This is a genomic window from Leminorella grimontii, from assembly GCF_039789245.1.
GTDB lineage: Bacteria > Pseudomonadota > Gammaproteobacteria > Enterobacterales > Enterobacteriaceae > Leminorella > Leminorella grimontii.
Map to the genome: position 1 here is coordinate 1,618,224 of NZ_CP146357.1, position 22,785 is coordinate 1,641,008.

Below are 22,785 nucleotides of genomic sequence, written 5' to 3' on the forward strand. Positions count from 1 at the left end.
GCAGAAGATTGTGTCGACGTCGCCGATTGACGTTCAGCATTGGAGAGAGTCGGTTCGCCGTGAAAGATCGTAATTTTGACGATATTGCCGAGAAGCTCTCGCGCAATATTTATGGCACAACCAAGGGTGAAATCCGCCAGGCCGTACTGTGGCGGGACCTTAACGAACTTATGGCTTCGATGCCGGATCGTCCCCTACGCGTTTTAGACGCCGGCGGCGGCGAGGGCATCATGGCGTGTGAAATGGCGCGGCGCGGCCACGACGTCATATTCTGCGATATTTCCGAAACGATGTTGGAGCGTGCGCGACTATCGGCGGTGGAAAAAGGGGTTGAGGATAAGATAAAATTCATACACTGCGCCGCGCAGGATGCAGCGGATCGTTTAGATGCGCCGGTAGATCTGGTATTATTCCACGCCGTATTGGAATGGATAGACGACCAGCGCGGCGCGCTGCTCTCTGTGACGAAGTGTTTACGGCCCGCAGGGGTCTTATCCCTGATGTTTTACAACTATGACGCGCTGTTGTTTCGGAACGTCACGTTAGGCAACTTTGGCTACATTGCCAGCGGAATGCGAAAAAGAAAAAGAAAGTCGCTGTCACCCGACAAGCCGCTTGCGCCGCAGCAGGTTGACGAATGGTTGGAAGATATGGGGATGTCGATTGTTGAAAAAAGCGGCGTTCGGATATTCCATGACTACATGCAGGATAAACAGCAACAGCAGCAGGAGTTTGCTGCACTGTTGGCGCTGGAGTTACGCTATTGCCGGCAGGAGCCGTTTGTGAGTTTGGGACGTTATATCCACGTGATGGCGAGAAAGCCAAACGAATCAAACGTAAGGGATAGAAGACTATGAGTGAATTTTCCCAGACAGTACCTGAACTGGTCGCCTGGGCGCGTAAGAACGATTTTTCTCTGTCGCTGCCGACGGAGCGTTTGGCGTTTTTGTTGGCGATAGCCACGCTAAACCACGACCGGCTGGACGGAGAAATGAACGAGGGCGAGCTGGTTGACGCCTTCCGCCACGTCAGCAAGGGCTTTGACCAGACTAACGAAACGATAGCCGTTCGCGCCAATAATGCGATTAACGATATGGTAAAGCAGCGGCTGCTAAACCGCTTTACCAGCGAGCTTGCCGACGGTTACGCCATCTACCGCCTCACGCCTTTAGGCATGGGCATCACCGACTATTACATTCGCCAGCGCGAATTCTCTACCCTCCGGCTTTCCATGCAGCTTTCCATCGTAGCGCAGGAGCTGAAGCTGGCCGCCGAAGCGGCGGAAGAGGGCGGCGACGATTTCCACTGGCACCGTAACGTATTTGCGCCGCTGAAGTATTCCGTCGCGGAAATTTTCGACAGCATCGACCTTACGCAGCGCATTATGGATGAGCAGCAGCAGAACGTGAAAGAAGACATCGCTGCGCTGCTGAGCAAAGACTGGCGCGCGGCGATTTCCAGCTGTGAGCTTCTGCTGATGGAAACGTCCGGTACGCTGCGAGAGCTGCAGGATACGCTGGAGGCGGCAGGGGACAAGCTTCAGGCTAACCTCCTGCGCATTCAGGACGCGACATTGGGATCGGCCGAGCTTCAGTTTGTCGATAAGCTGGTCTTAGACCTTCAGGCCAAGCTCGACCGCATCATTAGCTGGGGGCAGCAGGCCATCGACCTGTGGATCGGCTACGACCGCCACATCCATAAGTTTATTCGTACCGCTATCGATATGGATAAAAATCGCGTATTCGCCCAGCGCCTACGCCAAACGCTGCAAACCTATTTTGATAATCCTTGGGCGCTCAGCTATGCCAACGCCGAGCGTCTTTACGATATGCGCGACGAAGAGCTGACGCTTAGAAACGACGAAGTCACCGGTGAACTGCCGCCGGAGATGGAATACGAAGAGTTTACCGAAATGCGTGAACAGATTGCTGCGCATATTGAAGCGGCGCTTGAGGTATTCAAGCGCGAAGAGCGGCCTCTCGACCTCGGTATGGTCATGCGCAGCTATCTGACGCAGTTCCCTCGCGCTCGCCATTTTGATGTTGCCAGACTGCTGGTCGATCAGGCCGTCAGGCTTGGCGTCGCGGACGCGGATTTTTCCGGATTGCCTGCCGAGTGGCAGCCCATTAACGATTACGGAGCCAAGGTGCAGGCCCATGTCATCGACAAATATTGAACAAGTAATGCCGGCCAAGCTGGCTCAGGCGATAGCCAACCCCCTGTTCCCCGCGCTGGACAGCCAGCTGCGCGCCGGTCGTCATATCGGCATTGACGAACTCGATAACCATTCCTACCTGATGGACTATCAGGACGAGCTGGAGCGCTTTTATCTGCGCTATAACGTCGAACTTATTCGGGCGCCGGAAGGATTTTTCTACCTGCGGCCTCGCTCTACGACGCTGATCGCCCGTTCCGTGCTGTCCGAGCTGGATATGATGGTAGGAAAAATTCTTTGCTATCTCTATCTCAGCCCGGAAAGGCTGGCGCAGGAAGGCATTTTTAGCGGGCAGGAGCTGTACGAAGAGCTGATTGCGCTGTCCGATGAGAGCAAACTGTTGAAGTACGTTAACCAGCGCTCGACCGGTTCAGACGTCGATCGCCAGAAGCTGCAGGAGAAGGTAAGGACCTCCCTTAACCGCCTGCGTCGCTTAGGAATGGTGACGTTTATCGGCAGCGACAGCACGAAGTTTCGCATTAACGAATCCGTATTTCGCTTTGGCGCAGACGTTCGAAGCTCTGACGACCCGCGCGAAGCGCAGCTGCGCATGATCCGCGACGGCGAAGCAATGCCTTTGGAGAATACCCTTTCGCTTTCCGATGCCGATGAAGAGCAGGGGATGGATAACGCAGCGGATAGCGCGGAGGATGAACTGGAATGATTGAACGAAGCTTAATTGAAAGAGGAAAATTTCGCTCGTTAACGCTGGTTAACTGGAACGGTTTTTTTGCGCGCACGTTTGACCTGGACGAGCTGGTCACCACGCTGTCCGGCGGTAACGGCGCCGGTAAGTCAACCACTATGGCGGCGTTCGTTACCGCGCTAATTCCCGACCTGACGCTGTTGCACTTTCGCAACACGACGGAAGCGGGGGCGACCAGCGGTTCAAGGGATAAGGGGCTGTTCGGTAAGCTTAAGGCCGGCGTCTGCTATTCCACGCTGGACGTGGTGAACTCTCGCCATCAGCGCGTGCTGTGCGGCGTGCGGCTGCAGCAGGTGGCCGGGCGGGATAAAAAGGTCGACATCAAGCCGTTTATGATTTTTGGCCTGCCGGCTTCCATCCAGCCGACTCAGCTCGTGACTGAAAACGTCAGCGAGCGTCAGGCTCGCGTGCTGCCGCTTCACGAGCTGAAAGAGCGCGTTGAGGCGATGGAAGGAGTTCAGTTCAAGCAGTTTAACTCGATCGCCGACTATCATGCGGTGATGTTCGATCTGGGCGTGATCCCTAAGCGCCTGCGGTCTTCGGCCGATCGCAGCAAGTTCTATCGCCTGATTGAAGCTTCGCTGTACGGCGGTATTTCCAGCGCCATTACCCGCTCGCTGCGTGACTACCTGCTGCCGGAAAACGGCGGCGTGCGCAAAGCGTTTCAGGATATGGAATCGGCGCTGCGTGAAAACCGCATGACGCTGGAAGCCATTCGCGTAACGCAGTCCGATCGCGATCTGTTTAAACACCTTATTTCCGAAGCGACCTCCTACGTTGCCGCCGACTACATGCGCCACGCCAACGAGCGGCGCGTCCATCTGGACGACGCGCTGGCGCAGCGCCGTGAGCTGTTTAACGGCCGGGCCCAGCTGATTACCGAGCAGTATCGTCACGTCGAGATGTCGCGCGAGCTGGCCGAGCAGTCCGGCGCTCAGTCCGATCTGGAAATGGACTATCAGGCCGCCAGCGATCACCTGAATTTAGTGCAGACGGCGATGCGCCAGCAGGAAAAGATCGAGCGCTATCGCGGCGATCTCGATGAGCTGACCTATCGTTTGGAAGAGCAGGGCGAAGTCGTTGCCGAAGCCAACGAACGGCTGGCTGACTGTCAGGTGGCCGCGGAAGCTTCTGAGCTGGAAGTTGATGAGCTAAAGAGCCAGCTTGCGGACTACCAGCAGGCGCTGGACGTACAGCAAACTCGCGCAATTCAGTATCAGCAGGCGCTGACCGCGCTGGAGCGTGCGCGCGAGCTGTGTCGCATTCCTGACCTGAGCATCGATAACGCCGACGAGTGGCTGGAAACCTTTTTGGCCCGCGAGCATGAGGCGACGTCCGCGCTGCTTCAGTTAGAGCAAAAGCTTAGCGTTGCCGACGCGGCGCACGGCCAGTTTGAAGAAGCCTACCGTCTGGTGTGTAAAATCGCTGGCGAAGTGGGGCGCGATCGGGCGTGGGATACGGCTAAAAGCCTGCTGCGCGACTGGCCGTCTCAACGGCACCAGGCCGAGCGCGTTAACGCATTGCGCATTCAACTTTCCGAGCTTGAGCAGCGTCTGCGTGAACAGCAGGAAGCCGAGCGCCTGCTGCAAGAGTTTTGCAAGAAAGCAGGGCAGGACTACTCCGTTGAAGAGCTGGAAGAGCTTCGCAACGAACAGGAGCTGCTGTTAGAAAGCCTGTCACAGGGCGCCGCCGATTTTGGCGAGCAGCGCATGTCTTTGCGTCAGGAGCTGGAGCAGGCCAATCAGCGCATCAAGGCGCTGTCAGAAAAGGCGCCTGCGTGGATTGCCGCGCAGGACGCGCTAAGCGCGCTTTCTGACCAGTGCGGCGAGCGGCTTGAAAACAGCTCGCTGGTAACGGAACAGATGCAGTGTCTGCTCGAACGCGAACGTGAAACGACGGTTGAACGCGATAAGGTAGCCTCACAAAAGCTGCTGGTCGAACAGCAAATTGAGCGGCTTAGTCAGCCTAGCGGCGCAGAAGACGGCCGCCTGTTGGCGTTGGCCGAGCGTTTTGGCGGCGTGCTGCTGTCGGAAATTTATGACGACGTCGTTCTTGACGACGCGCCGTATTTCTCTGCGCTTTACGGCCCGGCGCGCCACGCTATCGTGGTGCCGAGCCTTTCTCTTGTTCGGGAGCACCTAGAGGGGTTAGAAGACTGCCCTGAAGATCTCTACCTTATCGAGGGCGATCCGCAGTCATTCGACGACAGCGTATTTGAAGCGGAAGAAGTGCCTAACGCGGTCGTGGTTAAGGCCTCTGACCGGCAGTGGCGCTATTCGCGCTTCCCTGAGGTGCCTCTGTTTGGCCGCGCGGCGCGCGAAAGCCGCCTTGAGATGCTGGGCGCCGAACGCGAGGCGCTGGCGGAACGCTACGCGACGCTCTCCTTTGATGTACAAAAAACGCAGCGCCTGCACCAAAGCTTTAGCCGCTTCGTCGGCACGCATTTGGCCGTTGCGTTTGACAGCGATCCGGAAGTGGAAATTCGCCGGCTGACGACGCGCCGCGGTGAAATTGAACGCGAGCTCAACGGCCACGAAGGCCAGGAGCGCCAACAAAAGCAGCAGCTGGACCGCGTTAAGGAGAGCATTGCTCAGCTTAATCGCCTGATGCCGCAGCTTCACCTGATGGCGGACGAAACGCTGATTGACCGCGTAGAGACGGTGCGTGAAGACCTGATGGAAGCGCAGGAATCAGCGCAGTACGTACAGCAGCACGGTGCCGATCTGGCTCGTTTGGAGCCCATCGCCGCCGTTTTGCAAAGCGATCCTACCCAGCACGACAGCTTGCAGCAGAGCTATGAGCAGGCGCAGAGCGTGCAGCAGCAGGCGAAGCAGCAGGCGTTTGCGCTGACGGAGGTTGTACAGCGCCGGGCGCACTTTAGCTACAGCGATTCTGCGGGCATGCTGACGGAAAACTCCGACCTGAACGATAAGCTGCGCCAGCGCCTGGAGCTGGCGGAAGCGGAGCGCACCCGCGCACGCGAACAGCTGAAGCAGTCTCAGGCCCAGTGCGCGCAGTTTAATCAGGTTCTGGCGTCGCTGAAAAGCGCCTATGACGCCAAGCAGGATATGCTTAAGGAGCTTAATCAGGAGCTGAAAGACATCGGCGTTCAGGCGGATCCTAACGCCGAAGCCCGCGCCAAGCAGCGTCGCGACGAGCTTTACGCCGCGCTGAGCCAGAACCGCCACAACTGCAGCCAGTTGGAGAAGCAGATTACGTTCTGCGAGGCGGAAATGGACAGCCTGCAGAAGAAGCTGCGCAAGGTTGAACGAGATTATCACCAGTTCCGCGAACTGGTAGTGACCGCCAAGGCCGGCTGGTGTCTGGTGATGCGCCTGGTGAAAGACAATGACGTCGAGCGTCGCCTGCACCGCCGCGAGCTGGCCTATATGGACGCCGACGCCCTGCGTTCCATGTCGGATAAGGCGCTTGGCGCACTGCGTCTGGCCGTGGCGGATAACGAGCACCTGCGCGACGTGCTGCGCGCCTCTGAAGACGCCAAGCGCCCGGAGAAGAAGATCCAGTTCTATATCGCCGTGTACCAGCATTTGCGCGAGCGTATTCGTCAAGACATTATCCGCACTGACGATCCGGTCGAAGCCATCGAGCAGATGGAAATCGAACTGGCACGCCTGACGGAAGAGCTGACGGCGCGCGAGCAGAAGCTGGCGATAAGCTCCAAGAGCGTAGCGAACATTATTCGTAAGACCATTCAGCGCGAACAGAACCGCATTCGCATGCTGAACCAAGGGCTGCAGGCCGTGGCCTTCGGGCAGGTGAAGAGCGTCCGTCTGAACGTCAACGTGCGCGAAGCCCACGCGACGCTGCTTGAGGTGCTGTCCGAGCAGCAGGAGCAGCATCAGGACCTGTTTAGCAGCAACCGACTGACCTTCTCCGAAGCGTTGGCCAAGCTCTATCAGCGTCTCAATCCCCATATCGATATGGGGCAGCGGGCGCCGCAGACGATTGGCGAGGAGCTTTTGGACTACCGCAACTACCTGGAGCTGGAAGTGGAAGTCTTCCGCGGTTCCGACGGCTGGTTGAGGGCAGAGAGCGGGGCGCTTTCTACCGGTGAAGCCATCGGTACCGGTATGTCGATTCTGGTGATGGTGGTTCAAAGCTGGGAAGAAGAGTCTCGCAGGCTGCGTGGTAAGGACGTTATTCCGTGCCGCCTGCTGTTCCTTGACGAAGCGGCCCGTCTGGATGCGAACTCTATCGCAACGCTGTTTGAGCTGTGCGAGCGGCTTGAAATGCAGCTGGTGATTGCCGCACCGGAAAATATTAGTCCGGAGAAGGGCACCACCTATAAGCTGGTGCGGAAAATATTCCAAAATAACGAGCACGTTCACGTTGTCGGTCTGAAAGGCTTTGGCTCTCTTGATAAGGATAAGGCTGAAAGGCCGCAGGATGAGCCGGAAGAGGACGATGAGGAAAGTAACAGTTCGGAAGAGTTGTTACATTAAACATCGCTGTTGAGATTGTGTATTATAGTCTCATTGCGCTAATCTGTAAGAGCATATGGTCGTCGACGTCGGCGGCCATCGTTTTCTTTTCGTATGCCAACAAATACAGGATGTTTTGGTAAGGGTATAAGTAAAAGTAATTTATCAAGCCATGTTTTAGTTTTGGGCATCGATAGCAATGTGTGAGACTGTTTTAGTAGAGGACAAAGGATGTTGTTGGTAAAACGAAAAATTCTCCAAAACCTGGCGGTGAACTGTACGCTGGCAACGCTGGCGGCTTTCCCGATCGTAGGCTGTACGCAAACTGACGTTTTAAACGAACCTCAGGTCGTTGACGCGGGGGCTACTGCCGCGATCGAGGCCAGCGCCGCACGGGCGGCTCCTTCTCAGGAGCTTATCAATCAACGCCGTGAGGAGCTGCAAAAAGCGCTGCCTGCTGGCGTATCGCTAAAATACCTTTCCGAACTTAGCTCGATTTACGCCGCTTCGGACGAAATGAAGCCCCTATGGTCGGACGAAAAGGCGATGAAAGCATTTCAATCTCAACTGGCCGAGGTGGCGCTGTCCGGCGTGAACGGCCAGTTTGGGCAATGGGCGACGCTGCTGTCTAATCCGGAGCTGACCGGCATTGGGCGAGACGCGGTGCTTTCCGATGCGATGCTGGGGTATTTACACTTTGTTAACGGCGTTTATGCTAACGGCAACCGTTGGCTATATCGCGCCGACAGCTACAAAATGGCTGCGCCCGCCAAGGCGGAAATAGAGCAATGGCAACAGGCCGTTGGCGAAGGGCGTTTGGACGCTTTCGTTCAGGGGCTGGCGCCGAAAAACCCGCAGTATGAAAAAATGCGCGCCGCCATGCTTCCGTTGATTAACGATGCACAGCCTTGGCCTCAGCTCGCTACGGCCAAACAGAGCCTGCGTCCGGGCAACAGCAGCAAGGACGTTCCCGAATTAAGAGAAATACTCACCCGCAGCGGGCTGTTGGAAAAAGCCGCTGCTGCCGGTGCGGAAGATCAAAATGCGGCTAAGGCTAAAGCGTCTTTGGTTTATAGCAGCGATTTGGTTGAGGCGGTGAAGAAATTCCAGAAAATGTACGGCCTGGAGGCTGACGGCGTTATTGGCAACAGCACGCGTGAAGCCTTGAACATGGCGCCGCAAACGCGGGCGGCCGTTCTGGCGTTGAACATTCAGCGCCTGCGCTTACTGCCGGCCGCATGGGATCACGGCGTTTTTGTGAACATCCCCGACTATTCGCTGGTTTACTACGTTAACGGTGAACGCATTTTGGAGTCGCGGGTTATCGTCGGTTCAGTGCGCCGTAAGACGCCGCTAATGAGCAGCGCGATGAACAACGTGGTGGTAAACCCGCCGTGGAACGTGCCGGCTAAGCTCATTAAAGAGGACTTGGTGCCGAAGGCCAAGCGTGACGCAGAGTATCTGAAGCGTCAGGGCTATACGGTTTATGCAGGCTACGGCAAGAATGCAGAAGCCGTTGACCCCAGCACAATAGACTGGTCCGAGGGCAGCGGAAATTACCGCCTGCAGCAGGCGCCGGGAAGCGGCAACGCGCTGGGTCGTTTTAAGTTCAACATGCCTAATGACGACGCGATTTATCTGCACGATACGCCGAATCACCGCCTGTTTGATAAGAGCATGCGTGCGTTAAGTTCGGGTTGTATTCGCGTGAACAAGGCGGCGGAGCTTGCCAACATGCTGCTTAACGACGCCGGCTGGGATGATAACAAAATCCAAAACACGCTTAAGCGCGGCAGTACGACGTATGCCCAAATCCGCGAAAAAATTCCGGTCCAGCTTTACTATTTGACGTCTTGGGTATCTGCCGACGGTCAGCCGGAGTTCCGTTCTGACATTTATGGCTACGATCGCTTGGCGCAGGCGGGTGTAAAGGAACTGCCTCAGATAGAAAAACTTTTACATTAATGCCGTAATTTCCTCATTTCTGTTGTCATAACAGAAGGCTGTAACGCGCGCTTACATTTTAAGCGCGCGTTAATACAGCGTGATTCTGGACTATTCTCGTTAGCGCGTTATCCTGTTAGAAGTTCAACTTTTTGTTTCTTATGAAAAATCAAATGCTTTGCCGAGCGGGTGGTAAAAGCAGGAAGAGCATAAAGTTAATTACCGTTTTACTAATTATAGAAAGGCATTATGGATAAAATTGATCTCCACCGTCGTAAGTGGTTAGTGATTGGCGGAGCCGCTTTAGGCATAGCGCTTTTACCCGAATCGGTACTGGCCGCACCGGCAAAGACGAAAAGTACTCAGCTGCGAACTCGAACGCTGCTGATAAAAAATATCAATACCAATGAAACGATAACATCGACCTATTTCAACGGTAAAAGCTATGATAAAAAAGAGCTTTCCCGCCTGAATCATATTTTCCGCGATCGCCGTACCGAGCAGGTGACGACGATAGACCCCAAGCTTTACGACAAGCTGTATTACCTACAAAAGCAGTTCGGCAATCGCCAGATTGAGCTGATATGCGGGTACAGGAGCGTCGCCAGCAATAGCGAGATGCGCGCGCATAAGCGCGGCGTGGCGAAGAACAGCTACCATACGCTGGGGCAGGCGGCGGATATCCGCATTCCCGGCGTGGCGCTAAAGACGCTCAGAGACGCGGCGTTGAAGATGAAGTCTGGCGGCGTTGGGTATTATCCTTCCAGCAACTTTGTGCACGTGGATACCGGGCCGGTAAGAAACTGGTAACGGTAACGTCATCAGCTATGGGCGCCGAAGGCGCCTTTTTTACGCGCGGTGAAGTTGCTCTCACCGGCGGCGTGTGGAATGATAGCGTTATTTTCGCGTCGCCATAGGGCAGAGGAGAATGCTTTGAAATACCAAATTATTCCGGTTACGCCGTTTCAGCAAAACTGTACGCTGCTGTGGTGTGAAGAGACAAACGAGGCTGCTATTGTCGATCCCGGCGGTGAAGCCGAGCTGTTAAGCCAGCACATCGATACGCTGGGCGTGACGTTAAAACAGGTACTGTTGACGCACGGCCATTCAGATCACGTAGGCGGAGCGGAAAAAATCGCCAAGCGCTACGGCGTGCCTATCGTTGGTCCACATAAAGATGATGCCTTCTGGCTGGAAATCCTGCCCGATCAAACCACCCGGTTTGGCATGGAGCACTGCGATCCCTTTGTGCCCGATCGCTGGCTGAACGATGGAGATACGGTTACCGTCGGCAACCGTACTCTTAACGTTATGCATACGCCGGGCCATACTCCGGGGCACGTGGTGTTTTTCTCGAAAGCGGACAGGCTGGCGCTGGTAGGCGATGTGCTGTTTTATGGCAGCATTGGCCGCACCGATTTCCCGCGTGGGGACTATCAGACGCTGGTCACTTCTATTAACGAAAAGCTGTGGCCGATGGGCGACGACGTGCGGTTTATTCCCGGGCACGGCCCGATGTCGAGCATTGGCTATGAAAGGGTGAGTAATCCTTTTGTTGGGGAGAATGCTAGAGGCTAATGCTTGATAGCTGATGACAAAAATGAAGAAGGGCGCCAAACGGCGCCCTTTGCATATCCGTAATAAAATCACAACACCGCAACGATGGCTTCACACAGCGGCGCCATGTTGTCCAGCGTCATACCGGCGACGTTGATCCGGCCTGAGTTTACGGCGTAGATCGCATATTCGTTTCTTAAGCGAAGCACCTGTTCTTGCGTCAGGCCGCTGAAAGAGAACATGCCGTTTTGCCGAATGATGAAGCTGAAGTCCTGCTCCGCGCCTTTTTCCTGCAACGTGTTGACGAACAGCTGGCGCATGCGGTGGATGCGCTGGCGCATGTCGGTCAGCTCTTGATGCCATGAATCGCGCAGCTCCGGCGTGCTGAGCACAGTGGTAACAATCGACGCTCCGTGGGCCGGCGGGTTGGAGTAGTTGGCGCGAACGGTTGATTTCACTTGGCTAAAAGCCCGTTCAGCCGTTTCGCTGTCGGCGGCGACCAGAGTAAAGGCGCCGACGCGTTCGTTGTACAGGCCGAAGTTCTTGGAGTAGGAGCTGGCGACGATAAGTTCAGCGTGGTTGGCGGCAAAGATGCGTAGCCCCTGTGCGTCCTCTTCCAGGCCATGTGCAAAGCCCTGATAGGCGAAGTCGAACAGCGGCAGCCATCCGCGCTCGGCGGAAAGATTGGCAAGCTGCTGCCACTGCTCCGGCGTAGGATCGATGCCGGTAGGGTTATGGCAGCAGCCGTGGAATAGAACGACGTCCCCCGCCTGCGCGCCACTCAGGCTTGCCAACAGGCCGTCAAAGTCCAGCGCGTGTTCCTGTGCGTTGTAATACTGATATTCCGCGGTTTCCAGCCCGGCAGCCTGAAAAATGCTTTTATGGTTAGGCCAGGTCGGGTTGCTGATCCACACGCGCTTGGCGGAGGTGTTGGCCGCCAGAAAGTCGGCAGCGATGCGCAGCGCGCCGGTGCCGCCAGGGGCCTGGGCCGTACGGGCGCGTTTATCTGCGATGATAGGGCTGCCAGCGCCGAACAGCAGTTCCTGCGTACAGGCGGCGAAAGGCGGCAGGCCGACGATAGGAAAATAGTTCTTGGTTTTTTCCGTTTCCAGCAGCAGCTGTTCCGCTTTTTTCACACAGTTAAGCACCGGCGTCTGGCCGGTTTCATCTTTATAGACGCCGATGCCCAGATTGATTTTATTTGGCCGGGTTTCGGCATTATAGAGCTCTCCCAGGCCGAGGATTGGATCGGCAGGCGCGGCTTTTACAGTCTCAAACATAGTCGATGGTTTCCATAAAGTAAGGAACAAACGGGTTTAGCCAGATTACAGTGAATTCGTGCCGTTTGACAAATGGTTAAGAAGGAAAAGTAAATAAAACGATAGTGGGGGAAATTGTATTGATAAATCTAATGGGGGGGAGGGGAAAACGACGGCTCATAGGCGTAGCCCTACAGCTTGTCGCTGTTCTGAGTAGTAGTAATGTTGCAATCTGACATCACTCAGATCTTAATCGACATCCCGTCGATGAATCTTGCCAGCGACATATAAAAAGACAAGGCGGAGTGGAGCGGCAACCAGTACGGGGTGAACGTATCGGGCGGGATAATGAGCGATGGTGACGGCGGCTACACCCCTTACGCGCCGAGCATGCCGACGACGCCGGTAGGGCAGGTGTCGGACAAGGACAGCAGTACGACCCACAGTGCGATTGCACAGGGTGACATCATCATTCGCGACGGCGAGAACCAAAAGCAGGATATCGCCAACCTGAGCCGAGATACCGACAACGCGCACCGCGCGCTGGACGACACCTTTGATAAAGACAAAATCAAAGACCAGCTGAGCATTCAGAAAGAAGCGGTAGCCTTAGGCACGCAGGCGATGGACGCCTACAAGCAGAGCAAGCTTAACGAAGCGAAGGAGAGCATCCGCGCCGAGATGGCAGCGAAAGGCGAGCTTAACGGGCTGTCTGAAGCGCAAATCAACGCGAAAATTGCGGAGTCTGAGCAGTATAAGAGCGTAGACAAAGAGTATGGCGTCGGCAGCAACTTCTGGCAAAACGGCACGGCGGCAGCAGGGCGGCGGGCGGCTTTATCGCGGCGGCGAGTTCGGATGCGCTGGCTAACGCGTTCTACGGCAAGAAAGCCGAGGAGCTTTCACCGGATGAGAAGACGGTAATTAGCAACCTTGTTGCGTTGGTGGGCTCGGCTGCGGGCGGCGCTGTTGGCGGGGATGTTAATGGGATTGCCAGTGGGGCTAATGCGGCTCGGGTGGAGGTTGAGAATAATACGCTTAACTCCAAAAATACTCTGGATATGCATAAGGAGCTCGAAGAGGCTAAGCGGAATGGAGAAGATACGCTTCCGATTTACGAGAAATATGCTGAAATCAGTAAAAAGAATCGTGAGGAAGCCATAGCGAAGGAGTGTTCGGGTGATCCGTTCTGTGCCAGCGGGGCATTAGCAGAAACACAGGCTGGAACAGATATTGTGAAAGGCCTGAGTCGTTTATCAGCATTTTCAGACCTGAGTGGAGATGAACTGGCGCAACTGACCCGTTTTGTAATGGCGGAGAATGAAGAAAGCGCCCAGGCAATTTATCAGGCATTACCAGACTATGTTAAGGCGGCGCTATATACCAAGGAAGCAGCAGAAACGATGGGATTGGGCGCTGCAGTAGGTGGTAAAGGGCTGGCTGCGTTGGGGGTTGTGGGGAAAAATCAGGCGGCAAAAGGGACGACGGGGAATACAACCAACCAGCTGACACCTGATAACTTTATTGCGGATGTGACTAAACACAATACTCAGTTAGGAATAATAAACGCGAAAAAAACGGGTATTGCAGGAGCACACAAACAAGATGCTTTCTTGGAGTCTGTAGAAATGACAGGAGCTAAAATTAATCTTAAAGTCACAGATAAAAGCTATCCTGGTCTGATTGAATATCAGTACCAAATGCCGTCTATAGCCGGAAATGGTCCAAATGCTGGGAAGATTGTTGATTATAAAAAAGTCCAGAGCAAAACAACATATGATCCTAAAATATTATCAGATGAAAAAGTTGCCAATATGTCAACTCAAGCTGCAAAACAGTCTGAGAGCTATTTTTTGGCAAATCCTGCGCATAGAGAATATTCTGTCAAAGTTGATGGTTATTGGTTCCAGGTAACTAGAGATGCAAAAACAGGAAATGTTAGTAATGCTTTTACCACTATGCCACCAAGGAATGCTAAATGATTAATAAATTAGAATGGCTAGAAAATAAACAAGAGTATTTTTTGGAAAATGATGGGATAGATTTATATTATTTGATATCGACCATGCTGAAAGAGCAAAAAATGAGCTTTTTGCAGTTCTTATATGATGCTTCTAGAGGTATTGGGTGTACTGTTCATGAGGGGCTAGAATACGTCTTAGATCAAGACTGGGATAATCCTGAGGAGTTTGATGAAGTCAGTTTCTTGCTTGGTGACTATGAAAGTTCAACATTGTCCCCTAAACGCTTTGTTGAGCTAATGCAGGTAATAGCTGATTCCTATATTGATGCACATCAAAATGATAAAAAATCAGTAGAAAATAATATGGCTAAACTTAAAGAACGTTATTTATGAGTTTGGGGAGCCTGTTTACAATTCTGTGTAAACAGGCTCCTAATTAATCTATATCTTCGTTTTCTGCGAGCCATCCCCAAACTCCAAACAAACCCCATTGCAGCAAAAGAAGGCATACGATATTTTCACGCCACGCCTGAGAAATCGGGCGTCGGGATTGGCATCCTGAAACCATACTGACGACATATTATGTACTTACGTTACTTTTTATGTCGCACGTTCAGCCCCAGAAGCGATATACTGTCGCTTCTCTATGGTGGGCTGGGCGGAGGCATCGCAAGATGCGCCGGTGTTCAGTATGGCCGGTATGCCAACTCTGTTCAGTCCACCACCCGCGAATTTGGCATTTCCGGGGGTGGTATTTAAATATCACATACTGGAGGCTGCCACATGGCTACAACCCCTACCCAAACTCACCCATTACTCAATATCCCCTTCACCGCCAACACGGACTTTACCACGCTGGCCGACTACTGCGAGCAGTTTGCCGAAGCCCTAACCGAAAGCGACGATCCGGCGCTGCGGCTGGCGCTCTGCGGGCGATTGATTTCCTGCTTTTCACTGCTGAGGGGGACGCTAAACGATCCCATTCCTGAACACCTGGCCGAGCGCTTTATTGTCGATGAGCCGCCCGCTAATCCGCCGTGCTTTGAGCCAGACTCAGAACAGCTGTGCGACTATTGCCTGACGCTGGCACAGCTGCTAGCGGGCAGGGCGCTGCCGCTGGGAGCGGAACAAACCATTGGTGAACTGCTGTTCGGGCTGGTGGGCTATTTTGTCGCCGAGCTTAAGTTCCCGCGCTGGCTGCGGGTGCGCACGGCCGACGGCCTGCTGTTTACCAGCGAGGGCTTATGATGAAGCAGCAGGATTGGCATGCCGCTGACGTTATCGCCGGGCTGAAAAAGAGAGGCACCTCACTTGCCGCCGTCTCACGCGACGCGGGGCTGGCTTCTTCAACGCTGGCGAATGCCCTAATGCGTCGCTGGCCCAAAGGTGAACGGCTGATAGCGCAGGCGCTGGGCGTTGCGCCTGAGGAGATTTGGCCTTCGCGTTATTTTCAGTAAGACCTTTCAGGGACGTCTTCCCGCATTCGTTTACTGACGGTGCGGGATATATATCGACAGAAAAACATTTTTTCGTTTTGTGTGTATCCGTGTGTATAATCATTGCAGGCCAAGAGGAAAAATGAAATCGACTGACCTGATAACGGAATTGATTGCTGCTGGATGTGAGCTCAAAAGGCATAAGGCAAGTAGTCACCAGATATGGTGGTCGCCCATAACCGGAAAAACCTTTCCAGTGCCTCATCCGAAAAAGGATTTACCTCTCGGTACCGTCAAATCTATTAAGAAACTGGCGGGGATCTAATCTCTGCCTGCTCTGGAGGTTGATATGTTCTTTTCAGTGGGCGTTGAGACGCCGAAAGATGAAAACACCGCTTACGGTATGATTGTTCCTGCGTTTTCAGCTTACGATTGTGGCTGCTTCTCCGCTGCTGATACACAGGATCAGATTGCACCAATGATAAAAGAGGCGATCCTGATGGTAATCGAAGATCTGGTGCAGCGAGGTGTCGTTGCTGCTGGCGATATTAAAGATGCCGGGTATCTGGTTTATGCTGCAAATCCAGAATATAAGGACTTTGATAGCTGGGTCATGGTTGATGTTGATTTATCAGAGTTCGAAGGCAAACCGCAGCGTATTAATGTCTCACTGCCCGATACGTTAATCAGACGCATCGACACCGCAGTTAAATCTAGCACCGTTTATCGTGACCGTAGCCATTTTATCGCTGAAGCGGCTCGCCACGAGCTTAAACTGTAGTCACTATGCTAACGGCGTCAAGCTGGTAAACAGCCAGTGACAGCGTTAGGTTCTCAGTACTCAAAACGCTACATTCAACCGCCGTTCTTATGGCCGGAATATCCTTTGAAGCTAATTTAAGAGAATCTCAGGCGCTCCTAAGAGTGCCTGAGATTGATGACAAAGCTCTTGAATAAAGCTTACAGAGTCAATCGGAGGGAGAGTCTTCCGTTGGGGGCGACTTGACGTAAGCCAACGACAAATCGGCTTTGCCGGTTTGAACAGCGCTTGCGCTGGCCCTTTAGGGTGAAGCCCAAAGGGCTTCATAACGGCCCCCAGGAAGGCTATGCCCGACGCCCTCCCAAAGCTAATACAAGCGCCCTCCCGGCCGAGCACGATGGTGATATAGGTTGGTCGTATTTACGGCCGGAATGTCCTCTGAAACTAATTTAAGAGAATCTGAAGGCGCTCCTAAGAGCGCTTTCTAACCCCGTCGCCTAAGCGAAATCAAAACTGATAAACAATCCCCACGGCAACTACGTCGTCAGTGGGGATACCCGCCGCTTTAGTAAAGTTATTGTCGTCTAACATGTTGATTTTATAATCAACCTTAGCCGAGATGTTTTTGTTGAAGTAGTAGTTCGCGCCTACGTCGATGTAGTTCACCAACTCTTCATCGCTGTAGGTTTGAGTCCCCGTAGTAAAGTTCAAATCCTTACCCTTGGAGTACAGCCATGCCAGCGAGGGCTGAAGCCCAAAGTCGAACTGATACTGAGCCACCAGTTCGGTATTCTGCGTTTTGTTGGCGACGTAGTCGGAGTCGCTGCCATATCGCGTCATGTTGTAGGTTTGGCCGTAGATGGCGGCCAAATAGAGGTTGTTGGCGTCATACTTGATGCCGAAGGTCGCTGCGTCTGCGCGATCGCCTTCGCCGTCAGAGGTTTGCGTGTCGGTGCGGTCCGATGACGCGTAAGCGGCGCCCAGAGACAGGCCCATGCCCAAATCGTAGGTGGTTGACATCCCCCAGCCGTCGCCGTTGCGGTCAGAACCGTTGCGATCGCCGGAGTCGTTGCGGCCCTGGTACTGAACGCCGAAGTTCAGGCCGTCAACCAGGCCAAAGAAGTCCCTGTTGCGGTAGGTCGCCAGGTTGCCCGCGCGCTGGGTCATAAAGACGTCGGTTTGCTGGAAGGAATCCCCGCCGAACTCAGGCAGCACGTCGGTCCAGCCGCCGATGTCGTACAGAATGCCGTCGTTACGGCCATAGTCCAGCGAGCCGGCATCGCCGACCTTGATGCCCGCGTAGGCATAGCGGGTCTTCTGGCCGTTGTCGCCTTCTGAATCGCTGGCGTTCATCTCCGCCTGATAAAAGCCATAGCCGGTAATCTGCTCATTGACCTGCGTTTCACCTCGCAGGCCGAAACGCACGTAGGTATTATCGCCGTCACTGTCCTTAGCGTCAGAGAAGTAGTGGGAACCCTGGATTTTGCCGGTGATATCAATCTTGTTGCCGTCTTTGTTGTAAATTTCAGCCGCGTTTACGGAACCAACGACCAGCAAGGCCGGTATGACTATCGCTAGTATTCTACGTTTCATAACAATTTCTCCACTGAACGCCTTCTATCGCATTTATTGTCAACCGCTATGTAACAGGCCGCGTGATGCATTCATCCACGCTGGAGATGATGCTATTTGCGGCGGTTGCACAGGCTGCCAGCCAAACCGTACTTCGTTTAGTGCTGACAATTAAATAATGGACCCTAACAGAGAAATTGTTGTAATTTGCGTTATTATTTTTTTGAAAAATTGTTACATTTTTTTATGGGGGCGTAGTGAACTAATATGAAAGGCATAAAAAAAGCACTCCGAAGAGCGCTTTTTAAATTCATCACTTCGCTTAAGCGAAATTAGAACTGGTAAACGATACCAACTGCTACGACGTCATCAGTCATGATGCCAGCAGCTTTGGTGAAGTTGTTGTCGTCCAGCATGTTGATTTTGTAGTCAACTTTAGTGGAGATGTTTTTGTTGAAGTAGTAGGTAGCGCCTACGTCAACATAGTTAACCAGCTCTTCGCTATCGTATTGCTTGGTACCAACGGTGTAATCAAGATCCTTACCCTTGGAGTAAACCCAAGCCAGAGACGGCTGCAGACCGAAATCGAATTGGTATTGACCAACCAGTTCGAAGTTTTGAGTCTTGTTAGCAACGTTGCTGGTGCTGTCGCCAAACACGGTCATGTTGTAAGTCTGGCTGTAGTTTGCTGCCAGATAGATGTTGTTAGCGTCATACTTCAGGCCAGCGGCTACGCCGTTAGCGCGGTCACCACGACCATCAACGGTTTGTTGATCGGTACGGTCAGATGATGCATAAGCAGCACCTAAAGACAGGCCATTACCTAAATTATAGGTAGAAGACATACCCCAGCCGTCACCGTTGCGGTTTTGACCGTTACGGTCATGATCGCTTGCGTCGTTACGACCTTGGTATTGAACGGCAAAATTCAGACCGTCAACCATGCCGAAGAAGTTTTTGTTGCGGTAGGTAGCCAGGTTGCCAGCACGCTGAGTCATGAAGACGTCAGTTTGTTGGAAGGAGTCGCCACCGAACTCAGGCAGAACGTCAGTCCAGCCGCCGATATCGTACAGAACGCCGTAGTTACGACCGTAGTCGAAAGAACCAGCATCACCCACTTTCAGGCCAGCGTAAGCCAGACGAGTTTTCTGAGAGTTGCCGCCGGTGTTTTCACCTTTGCTGGCGTTCAGCTCAGTTTGGTAGTAACCATAACCGGTGATTTGATCGTTAACCTGAGTTTCGCCGCGCAGGCCGAAACGAGCGTAGGTTTTGTCGCCATCGCTGCTCTTGCCATCAGAGAAATAGTGAGACCCTTGGATCTTACCGGTGATGTCAATCTTGTTACCGTCTTTGTTATAGACTTCAGCGGCGTTTGCTGCACCAGCTGCTGCTAACAGAGCCGGAACTACCACTGCTAAAATTTTACGTTTCATCATTTTATTAACTTCCCTCATTGGAGTTGTTTTATCGCATCTGCCACTGCTTCCGACTAAAGCCGGTAACGTTAGATGCCATTTATTAGCCACCCGCAGTCTTTCACTCGCGAAGCAGTTAATCTAGCCTTTAAATGCTACTAATATCGCAAACAAGTTACAAGGGGAAAAGATGTATTTCAGGATGTGGATTTGAGGGAACTTTGTGATAAAGGTCTAACTTTGGAAAATTGAAACGGCCGCCTGAGGCGGCCGCTTGAAAGATTGTTTAAAAAACAATCTTCTGTAAAGAAGCGTCAAAATGAGACATTGCGCGGCGTTCTTGGGAATGGGATCACGTCGCGAACGTTCTGCACGCCGGTGACATAGGCTACCAGCCGTTCGAAGCCCAAGCCGAACCCTGAGTGGGGCACGGTGCCGTAGCGACGCAGGTCGCGATACCAGGAATAGTCTTCTTTGTTCATTCCCAGTTCGGCCAGGCGCTTGTCGAACTGCTCCAGACGCTCTTCGCGCTGAGATCCGCCGATGATTTCGCCAATGCCCGGCGCCAGCACGTCCATCGCGGCGACGGTCTTGCCGTCTTCGTTTTGGCGCATATAGAACGCTTTGATATCTTTCGGATAGTTCTTCACGACGACCGGCGCCTTAAAGTGCTTCTCGGCCAGATAGCGTTCGTGTTCGGAAGAGAGGTCGATGCCCCAGCTTACCGGGTTCTCAAACGTTTGGCCGCAGTTTTGCAGAATGGTGATAGCGTCAGTATAGTCGACCTGCGCAAAGTCGGAGGTGACAAACTTCTCCAGGCGCGTCACGGCTTCGGCGTCAACGCGCTCGGCGAAGAAGGCCATGTCGTCAGGACGCTCTTCCAGCACCGCTTTAAACACGTACTTCAGCATGGCTTCCGCCAGCGCCGCAATGTCGTTCAGGTCGGCAAACGCCACTTCGGGTTCTACCATCCAGAATTCCGCCAGGTGGCGGCTGGTGTTGGAATTCTCCGCGCGGAACGTCGGGCCAAAGGTATAAATCTTGGACAGCGCGCAGGCGTATGTTTCGCCGTTAAGTTGGCCGGAAACGGTCAGGAAAGACTCTTGGCCGAAGAAGTCTTCGCTGAAGTCAACCTGACCCTTGTCGGTACGCGGCAGGTTTTCCAGATCCAGCGTAGAAACGCGGAACATTTCGCCGGCGCCCTCGGTATCCGCAGCGGTAATGATTGGCGTTGATACCCAGAAGAAACCCTGCTCGTCAAAGAAGCGGTGCAGCGCCTGCGCCAGCGTGTGGCGAACGCGTGCGACGGCGCCGATAATGTTGGTGCGCGGACGCAGGTGCGCGACTTCGCGCAGATACTCAATGGTGTGGCGCTTGGCCGCCATCGGGTAAGTATCCGGATCTTCCACCCAGCCGGCCACTTCTACGCGGCTTGCCGCCAGTTCAACGGGCTGGCCTTCGCCCGGAGAGGCGACGACTTTGCCGGTAACGACCACGGAGCAGCCGGTCGTCAGGCGAAGCACGTCGTCCTGATAATTGGGCAGAGAATTATTGATGACCGCCTGTAACGGATTAAAGCAGGAACCGTCATAAACGGTTAGAAAGGAAATACCGGCTTTAGAATCACGCCGGGTACGCACCCAGCCGCGTACGGTGACTTCGCTGTCAACCGCTACGCGCCCTTGCAGTACATCGACTACAGGCACTACGCTCATAACTTTCTCTCTTATGGTGTTAATCTGAACTGTGTAATGACCGCCATACCGTCGTATTAAACGATAGGCGACGTATTTTTATTTGCCGAAGAAGCCGGCGATTGAAAACGCTCGTTTAGGCCTCAGCACGGAGCGAGGCTGTCACAGTGAAGAATATAGGGTATTAAACCGAATATTTAGCGCCTTGCTAAAGGTACTAAAAAAAGCCGCCTTTTTGTAGAGGTTTTGTAGAGGAAAGGCGGCTTTTATTTTTTGTATATGGAAAACGCGCTTCTTAACGAAGCGATTTCGCCAAAGGCAAATTGAACGCCTTATGCAATGCCTGTACAAACGCCGGATCCTGACAGATGGTTTTTCCGGGGCTGTCCGACAGCTTGGCGACCGGCTTGCCGTTGCACTTCACCAGCTTAATCACAATGTTGAGCGGACTAACGCCGGGGATATCACAGGTTAAGCGCGTGCCGATGCCGAACACCAGCTTAACGCGCTGATAGAAGCGTTGGTAAAGCGCCAGCGCCTTGTCCAGATCCAGGCTGTCGGAGAACACCAGCGTTTTAGTCATGGGATCGATACCCAAACTTTCATAGTGGGAGATGGCCTTTTCGCCCCACTCGAACGGGTCTCCCGAGTCGTGGCGAAGCCCCTCATACTGGTTGGCAAAGGGCAGGCCGAAGTCGCGGAGGAAGGCGTCCATCGTGATGCAGTCCGTCAACGCGATCCCTAACTGGTTGGGATACTCGTCAAGCCACCCCTGTAGCGCGGCGCGTTGGCTGTTGGCCAGAACGGGGCTTATTTGCTGAAACGCCTGAAACCACTCATGCGCCTGAGTGCCGATGGGCGGCAGGCTCAGCCGACGCGCTAAATCGTAGTTGCTGGTTCCCATCATATAAGGAGAGAACGAACGCTGAAGCTCGCTAACGATGGCTTCCTGAACCGCTTTGCTGTAGCGCCGGCGCGTACCAAAATCGGAAATACGAAAGCCGGACAGGTCAACGTGGGCATACCTGTCGCGAAAGCGCGCCAGATTCTCCTGCAGGTGGGATAGCGCCGATTCAACGCCCGTTTCAGGCGTTCTGTGCCGGTGTATCGTTTCACTAATCACGGCAAGTAAAGGCACTTCCCATAAAATAGCCTCGTACCAAAGGCCGCTGATGCGAATTTCCAGCCTGCCGTGACGATTTGTGACTTGAACCTGGGACGCGTCGAAGCGAAACGACTTTAGCCAGGTCAAATAGTCCTGCTTAAAAAAGGGAAGCGAAGAGAGATAACGATACTCTTCCTCCGTCAGGGATAGGTTTTCCATCAGCGCGATTTGCTGTCGGATTTCGTCCGCGTATTCTCCCAAAAGATCGTCGCTGCGACAGCGAAATTCGGCGTCAACGGTCGTATGGCGATAGTGGTGAAAAACCGCCTGCTGCATGTGCAGCTTGTAGGCATCGGTATCCAATAACGAGGTAAGAATGGGGCTGGCCTGCTGTTTCATGTTGCGATTCGCGTTTTCTCACGTTGGGTGGATCGCTGAAAAGGTCCAGAGAGTATACCTTTAATAGCGGCGTAATAAAGGTAGAAAATTCAGTGGATCGATAATCTTGCGGCCACGGGACCAAAGAAAAGTGGATAATTTAATGTAGTAAAGGAATGATTGTTTTTCTCGTTTTCTCCACCATATACACAATATCATTCAAGCTCCATCGAGGCGGCAAGTGAGAGACAAATCTGCCTGGAGCAGATTTGAACGCCGCTTGCGGCGGCCCGTAAGGGCGAGGCCTATGGATGGGCCGAGCATTTGCAGCCAACAAAGAGG

General features: G+C 53.6%; 19 protein-coding genes. 14 read left to right on the top strand and 5 right to left on the bottom strand.

Translation table 11 applies throughout. The annotated features are described in order from the left end of the window. Positions 1-59: 59 nt before the first annotated feature. The 7 genes from cmoM to V8L73_RS07760 all read left to right on the top strand — a co-directional run bounded on the left by cmoM (position 60) and on the right by V8L73_RS07760 (position 10,885). Positions 60-857: a tRNA uridine 5-oxyacetic acid(34) methyltransferase CmoM gene (gene cmoM, locus V8L73_RS07730; protein ID WP_347254555.1), complete on the top strand. Its 798-nt coding sequence runs from the start codon at positions 60-62 to the stop codon at positions 855-857. Next, entirely contained in the window at positions 854-2,176 is a 1,323-nt protein-coding gene (gene mukF, locus V8L73_RS07735; RefSeq protein ID WP_027274526.1) for a chromosome partition protein MukF, read from the top strand. Before cmoM ends, mukF begins: the two co-directional genes overlap by 4 nt. Then, positions 2,157-2,879 (top strand): chromosome partition protein MukE, encoded by a 723-nt coding sequence (mukE, locus tag V8L73_RS07740; RefSeq protein ID WP_347254556.1) that lies wholly within the window; start codon positions 2,157-2,159, stop codon positions 2,877-2,879. Before mukF ends, mukE begins: the two co-directional genes overlap by 20 nt. Next, the gene (gene mukB / locus V8L73_RS07745; RefSeq protein WP_261831644.1) at positions 2,876-7,384 is read left to right on the top strand and encodes a chromosome partition protein MukB; all 4,509 of its coding nucleotides are present in this window, start codon (positions 2,876-2,878) and stop codon (positions 7,382-7,384) included. Before mukE ends, mukB begins: the two co-directional genes overlap by 4 nt. A gap of 210 nt (positions 7,385-7,594) precedes the next feature. Beyond that, positions 7,595-9,328: a L,D-transpeptidase gene (gene ldtD / locus V8L73_RS07750; RefSeq protein ID WP_347254557.1), complete on the top strand. Its 1,734-nt coding sequence runs from the start codon at positions 7,595-7,597 to the stop codon at positions 9,326-9,328. A gap of 228 nt (positions 9,329-9,556) precedes the next feature. Beyond that, positions 9,557-10,117: a YcbK family protein gene (locus V8L73_RS07755; RefSeq protein WP_027274529.1), complete on the top strand. Its 561-nt coding sequence runs from the start codon at positions 9,557-9,559 to the stop codon at positions 10,115-10,117. A 123-nt stretch (positions 10,118-10,240) separates the two neighbouring features. Beyond that, entirely contained in the window at positions 10,241-10,885 is a 645-nt protein-coding gene (locus V8L73_RS07760; RefSeq protein ID WP_261831646.1) for an MBL fold metallo-hydrolase, read from the top strand. A 68-nt stretch (positions 10,886-10,953) separates the two neighbouring features. Here V8L73_RS07760 and V8L73_RS07765 read toward each other — a convergent pair whose 3' ends face one another. Next, positions 10,954-12,144, bottom strand: a complete 1,191-nt coding sequence (locus V8L73_RS07765; RefSeq protein ID WP_027274531.1) for an amino acid aminotransferase — start codon at positions 12,142-12,144, stop codon at positions 10,954-10,956. A gap of 327 nt (positions 12,145-12,471) precedes the next feature. Between V8L73_RS07765 and V8L73_RS07770 the strand changes: the two genes are divergently transcribed. The 7 genes from V8L73_RS07770 to V8L73_RS07800 all read left to right on the top strand — a co-directional run bounded on the left by V8L73_RS07770 (position 12,472) and on the right by V8L73_RS07800 (position 16,300). After that, the gene (locus V8L73_RS07770) at positions 12,472-13,044 is read left to right on the top strand and encodes a hypothetical protein (RefSeq protein WP_347254558.1); all 573 of its coding nucleotides are present in this window, start codon (positions 12,472-12,474) and stop codon (positions 13,042-13,044) included. A gap of 137 nt (positions 13,045-13,181) precedes the next feature. After that, on the top strand, positions 13,182-14,102 hold the full coding sequence (locus tag V8L73_RS07775) for a CdiA family toxin C-terminal domain-containing protein (RefSeq protein ID WP_347254559.1): 921 nt from the start codon (positions 13,182-13,184) through the stop codon (positions 14,100-14,102). Next, positions 14,099-14,476: a hypothetical protein gene (locus tag V8L73_RS07780; RefSeq protein WP_347254560.1), complete on the top strand. Its 378-nt coding sequence runs from the start codon at positions 14,099-14,101 to the stop codon at positions 14,474-14,476. The genes V8L73_RS07775 and V8L73_RS07780 overlap by 4 nt, the downstream gene beginning before the upstream one ends. 390 nt (positions 14,477-14,866) lie before the next feature. Then, positions 14,867-15,331, top strand: coding sequence for a hypothetical protein (locus V8L73_RS07785; protein WP_347254561.1), 465 nt, complete (start codon positions 14,867-14,869; stop codon positions 15,329-15,331). Further along, positions 15,331-15,540 carry a cell morphology transcriptional regulator XreR2 gene (gene xreR2 / locus V8L73_RS07790; protein ID WP_261831685.1) on the top strand — a complete coding sequence of 70 codons (210 nt, stop codon included), beginning with the start codon at positions 15,331-15,333 and terminating at the stop codon, positions 15,538-15,540. Before V8L73_RS07785 ends, xreR2 begins: the two co-directional genes overlap by 1 nt. Positions 15,541-15,661: 121 nt before the next feature. Continuing rightward, entirely contained in the window at positions 15,662-15,844 is a 183-nt protein-coding gene (locus tag V8L73_RS07795; protein WP_347254562.1) for a type II toxin-antitoxin system HicA family toxin, read from the top strand. Between the two features lie 24 nt (positions 15,845-15,868). After that, a complete protein-coding gene (locus V8L73_RS07800) occupies positions 15,869-16,300 on the top strand; it encodes a type II toxin-antitoxin system HicB family antitoxin (RefSeq protein ID WP_347254563.1) in 432 nt (143 codons plus the stop codon). A gap of 486 nt (positions 16,301-16,786) precedes the next feature. Here V8L73_RS07800 and ompC (V8L73_RS07805) read toward each other — a convergent pair whose 3' ends face one another. The 4 genes from ompC (V8L73_RS07805) to pncB form a co-directional block, all read right to left on the bottom strand. Then, positions 16,787-17,872, bottom strand: a complete 1,086-nt coding sequence (gene ompC / locus V8L73_RS07805) for a porin OmpC (protein WP_347254564.1) — start codon at positions 17,870-17,872, stop codon at positions 16,787-16,789. 311 nt (positions 17,873-18,183) lie between these two features. Then, positions 18,184-19,284, bottom strand: a complete 1,101-nt coding sequence (ompC, locus tag V8L73_RS07810; RefSeq protein ID WP_261831686.1) for a porin OmpC — start codon at positions 19,282-19,284, stop codon at positions 18,184-18,186. 296 nt (positions 19,285-19,580) lie between these two features. Continuing rightward, entirely contained in the window at positions 19,581-20,981 is a 1,401-nt protein-coding gene (asnS, locus tag V8L73_RS07815; protein WP_027274541.1) for an asparagine--tRNA ligase, read from the bottom strand. Positions 20,982-21,255: 274 nt separating this feature from the next. Next, entirely contained in the window at positions 21,256-22,464 is a 1,209-nt protein-coding gene (pncB, locus tag V8L73_RS07820; protein ID WP_347254565.1) for a nicotinate phosphoribosyltransferase, read from the bottom strand. Positions 22,465-22,785: the final 321 nt, after the last annotated feature.

Bases quoted from the DNA above. Each gene is read 5' to 3' on its own strand.
- mukB (WP_261831644.1), top strand. From the start codon at position 2,876: ATGATTGAACGAAGCTTAATTGAAAGAGGAAAATTTCGCTCGTTAACG.
- V8L73_RS07785 (WP_347254561.1), top strand. From the start codon at position 14,867: ATGGCTACAACCCCTACCCAAACTCACCCATTACTCAATATCCCCTTC.
- mukF (WP_027274526.1), top strand. From the start codon at position 854: ATGAGTGAATTTTCCCAGACAGTACCTGAACTGGTCGCCTGGGCGCGT.
- V8L73_RS07755 (WP_027274529.1), top strand. From the start codon at position 9,557: ATGGATAAAATTGATCTCCACCGTCGTAAGTGGTTAGTGATTGGCGGA.
- mukE (WP_347254556.1), top strand. From the start codon at position 2,157: ATGTCATCGACAAATATTGAACAAGTAATGCCGGCCAAGCTGGCTCAG.
- V8L73_RS07770 (WP_347254558.1), top strand. From the start codon at position 12,472: ATGAGCGATGGTGACGGCGGCTACACCCCTTACGCGCCGAGCATGCCG.
- pncB (WP_347254565.1), bottom strand. From the start codon at position 22,464: ATGAAACAGCAGGCCAGCCCCATTCTTACCTCGTTATTGGATACCGAT.
- V8L73_RS07800 (WP_347254563.1), top strand. From the start codon at position 15,869: ATGTTCTTTTCAGTGGGCGTTGAGACGCCGAAAGATGAAAACACCGCT.
- ompC (WP_347254564.1), bottom strand. From the start codon at position 17,872: ATGAAACGTAGAATACTAGCGATAGTCATACCGGCCTTGCTGGTCGTT.
- ompC (WP_261831686.1), bottom strand. From the start codon at position 19,284: ATGAAACGTAAAATTTTAGCAGTGGTAGTTCCGGCTCTGTTAGCAGCA.
- asnS (WP_027274541.1), bottom strand. From the start codon at position 20,981: ATGAGCGTAGTGCCTGTAGTCGATGTACTGCAAGGGCGCGTAGCGGTT.
- V8L73_RS07765 (WP_027274531.1), bottom strand. From the start codon at position 12,144: ATGTTTGAGACTGTAAAAGCCGCGCCTGCCGATCCAATCCTCGGCCTG.
- V8L73_RS07775 (WP_347254559.1), top strand. From the start codon at position 13,182: ATGCATAAGGAGCTCGAAGAGGCTAAGCGGAATGGAGAAGATACGCTT.
- xreR2 (WP_261831685.1), top strand. From the start codon at position 15,331: ATGAAGCAGCAGGATTGGCATGCCGCTGACGTTATCGCCGGGCTGAAA.
- ldtD (WP_347254557.1), top strand. From the start codon at position 7,595: ATGTTGTTGGTAAAACGAAAAATTCTCCAAAACCTGGCGGTGAACTGT.
- V8L73_RS07795 (WP_347254562.1), top strand. From the start codon at position 15,662: ATGAAATCGACTGACCTGATAACGGAATTGATTGCTGCTGGATGTGAG.
- V8L73_RS07780 (WP_347254560.1), top strand. From the start codon at position 14,099: ATGATTAATAAATTAGAATGGCTAGAAAATAAACAAGAGTATTTTTTG.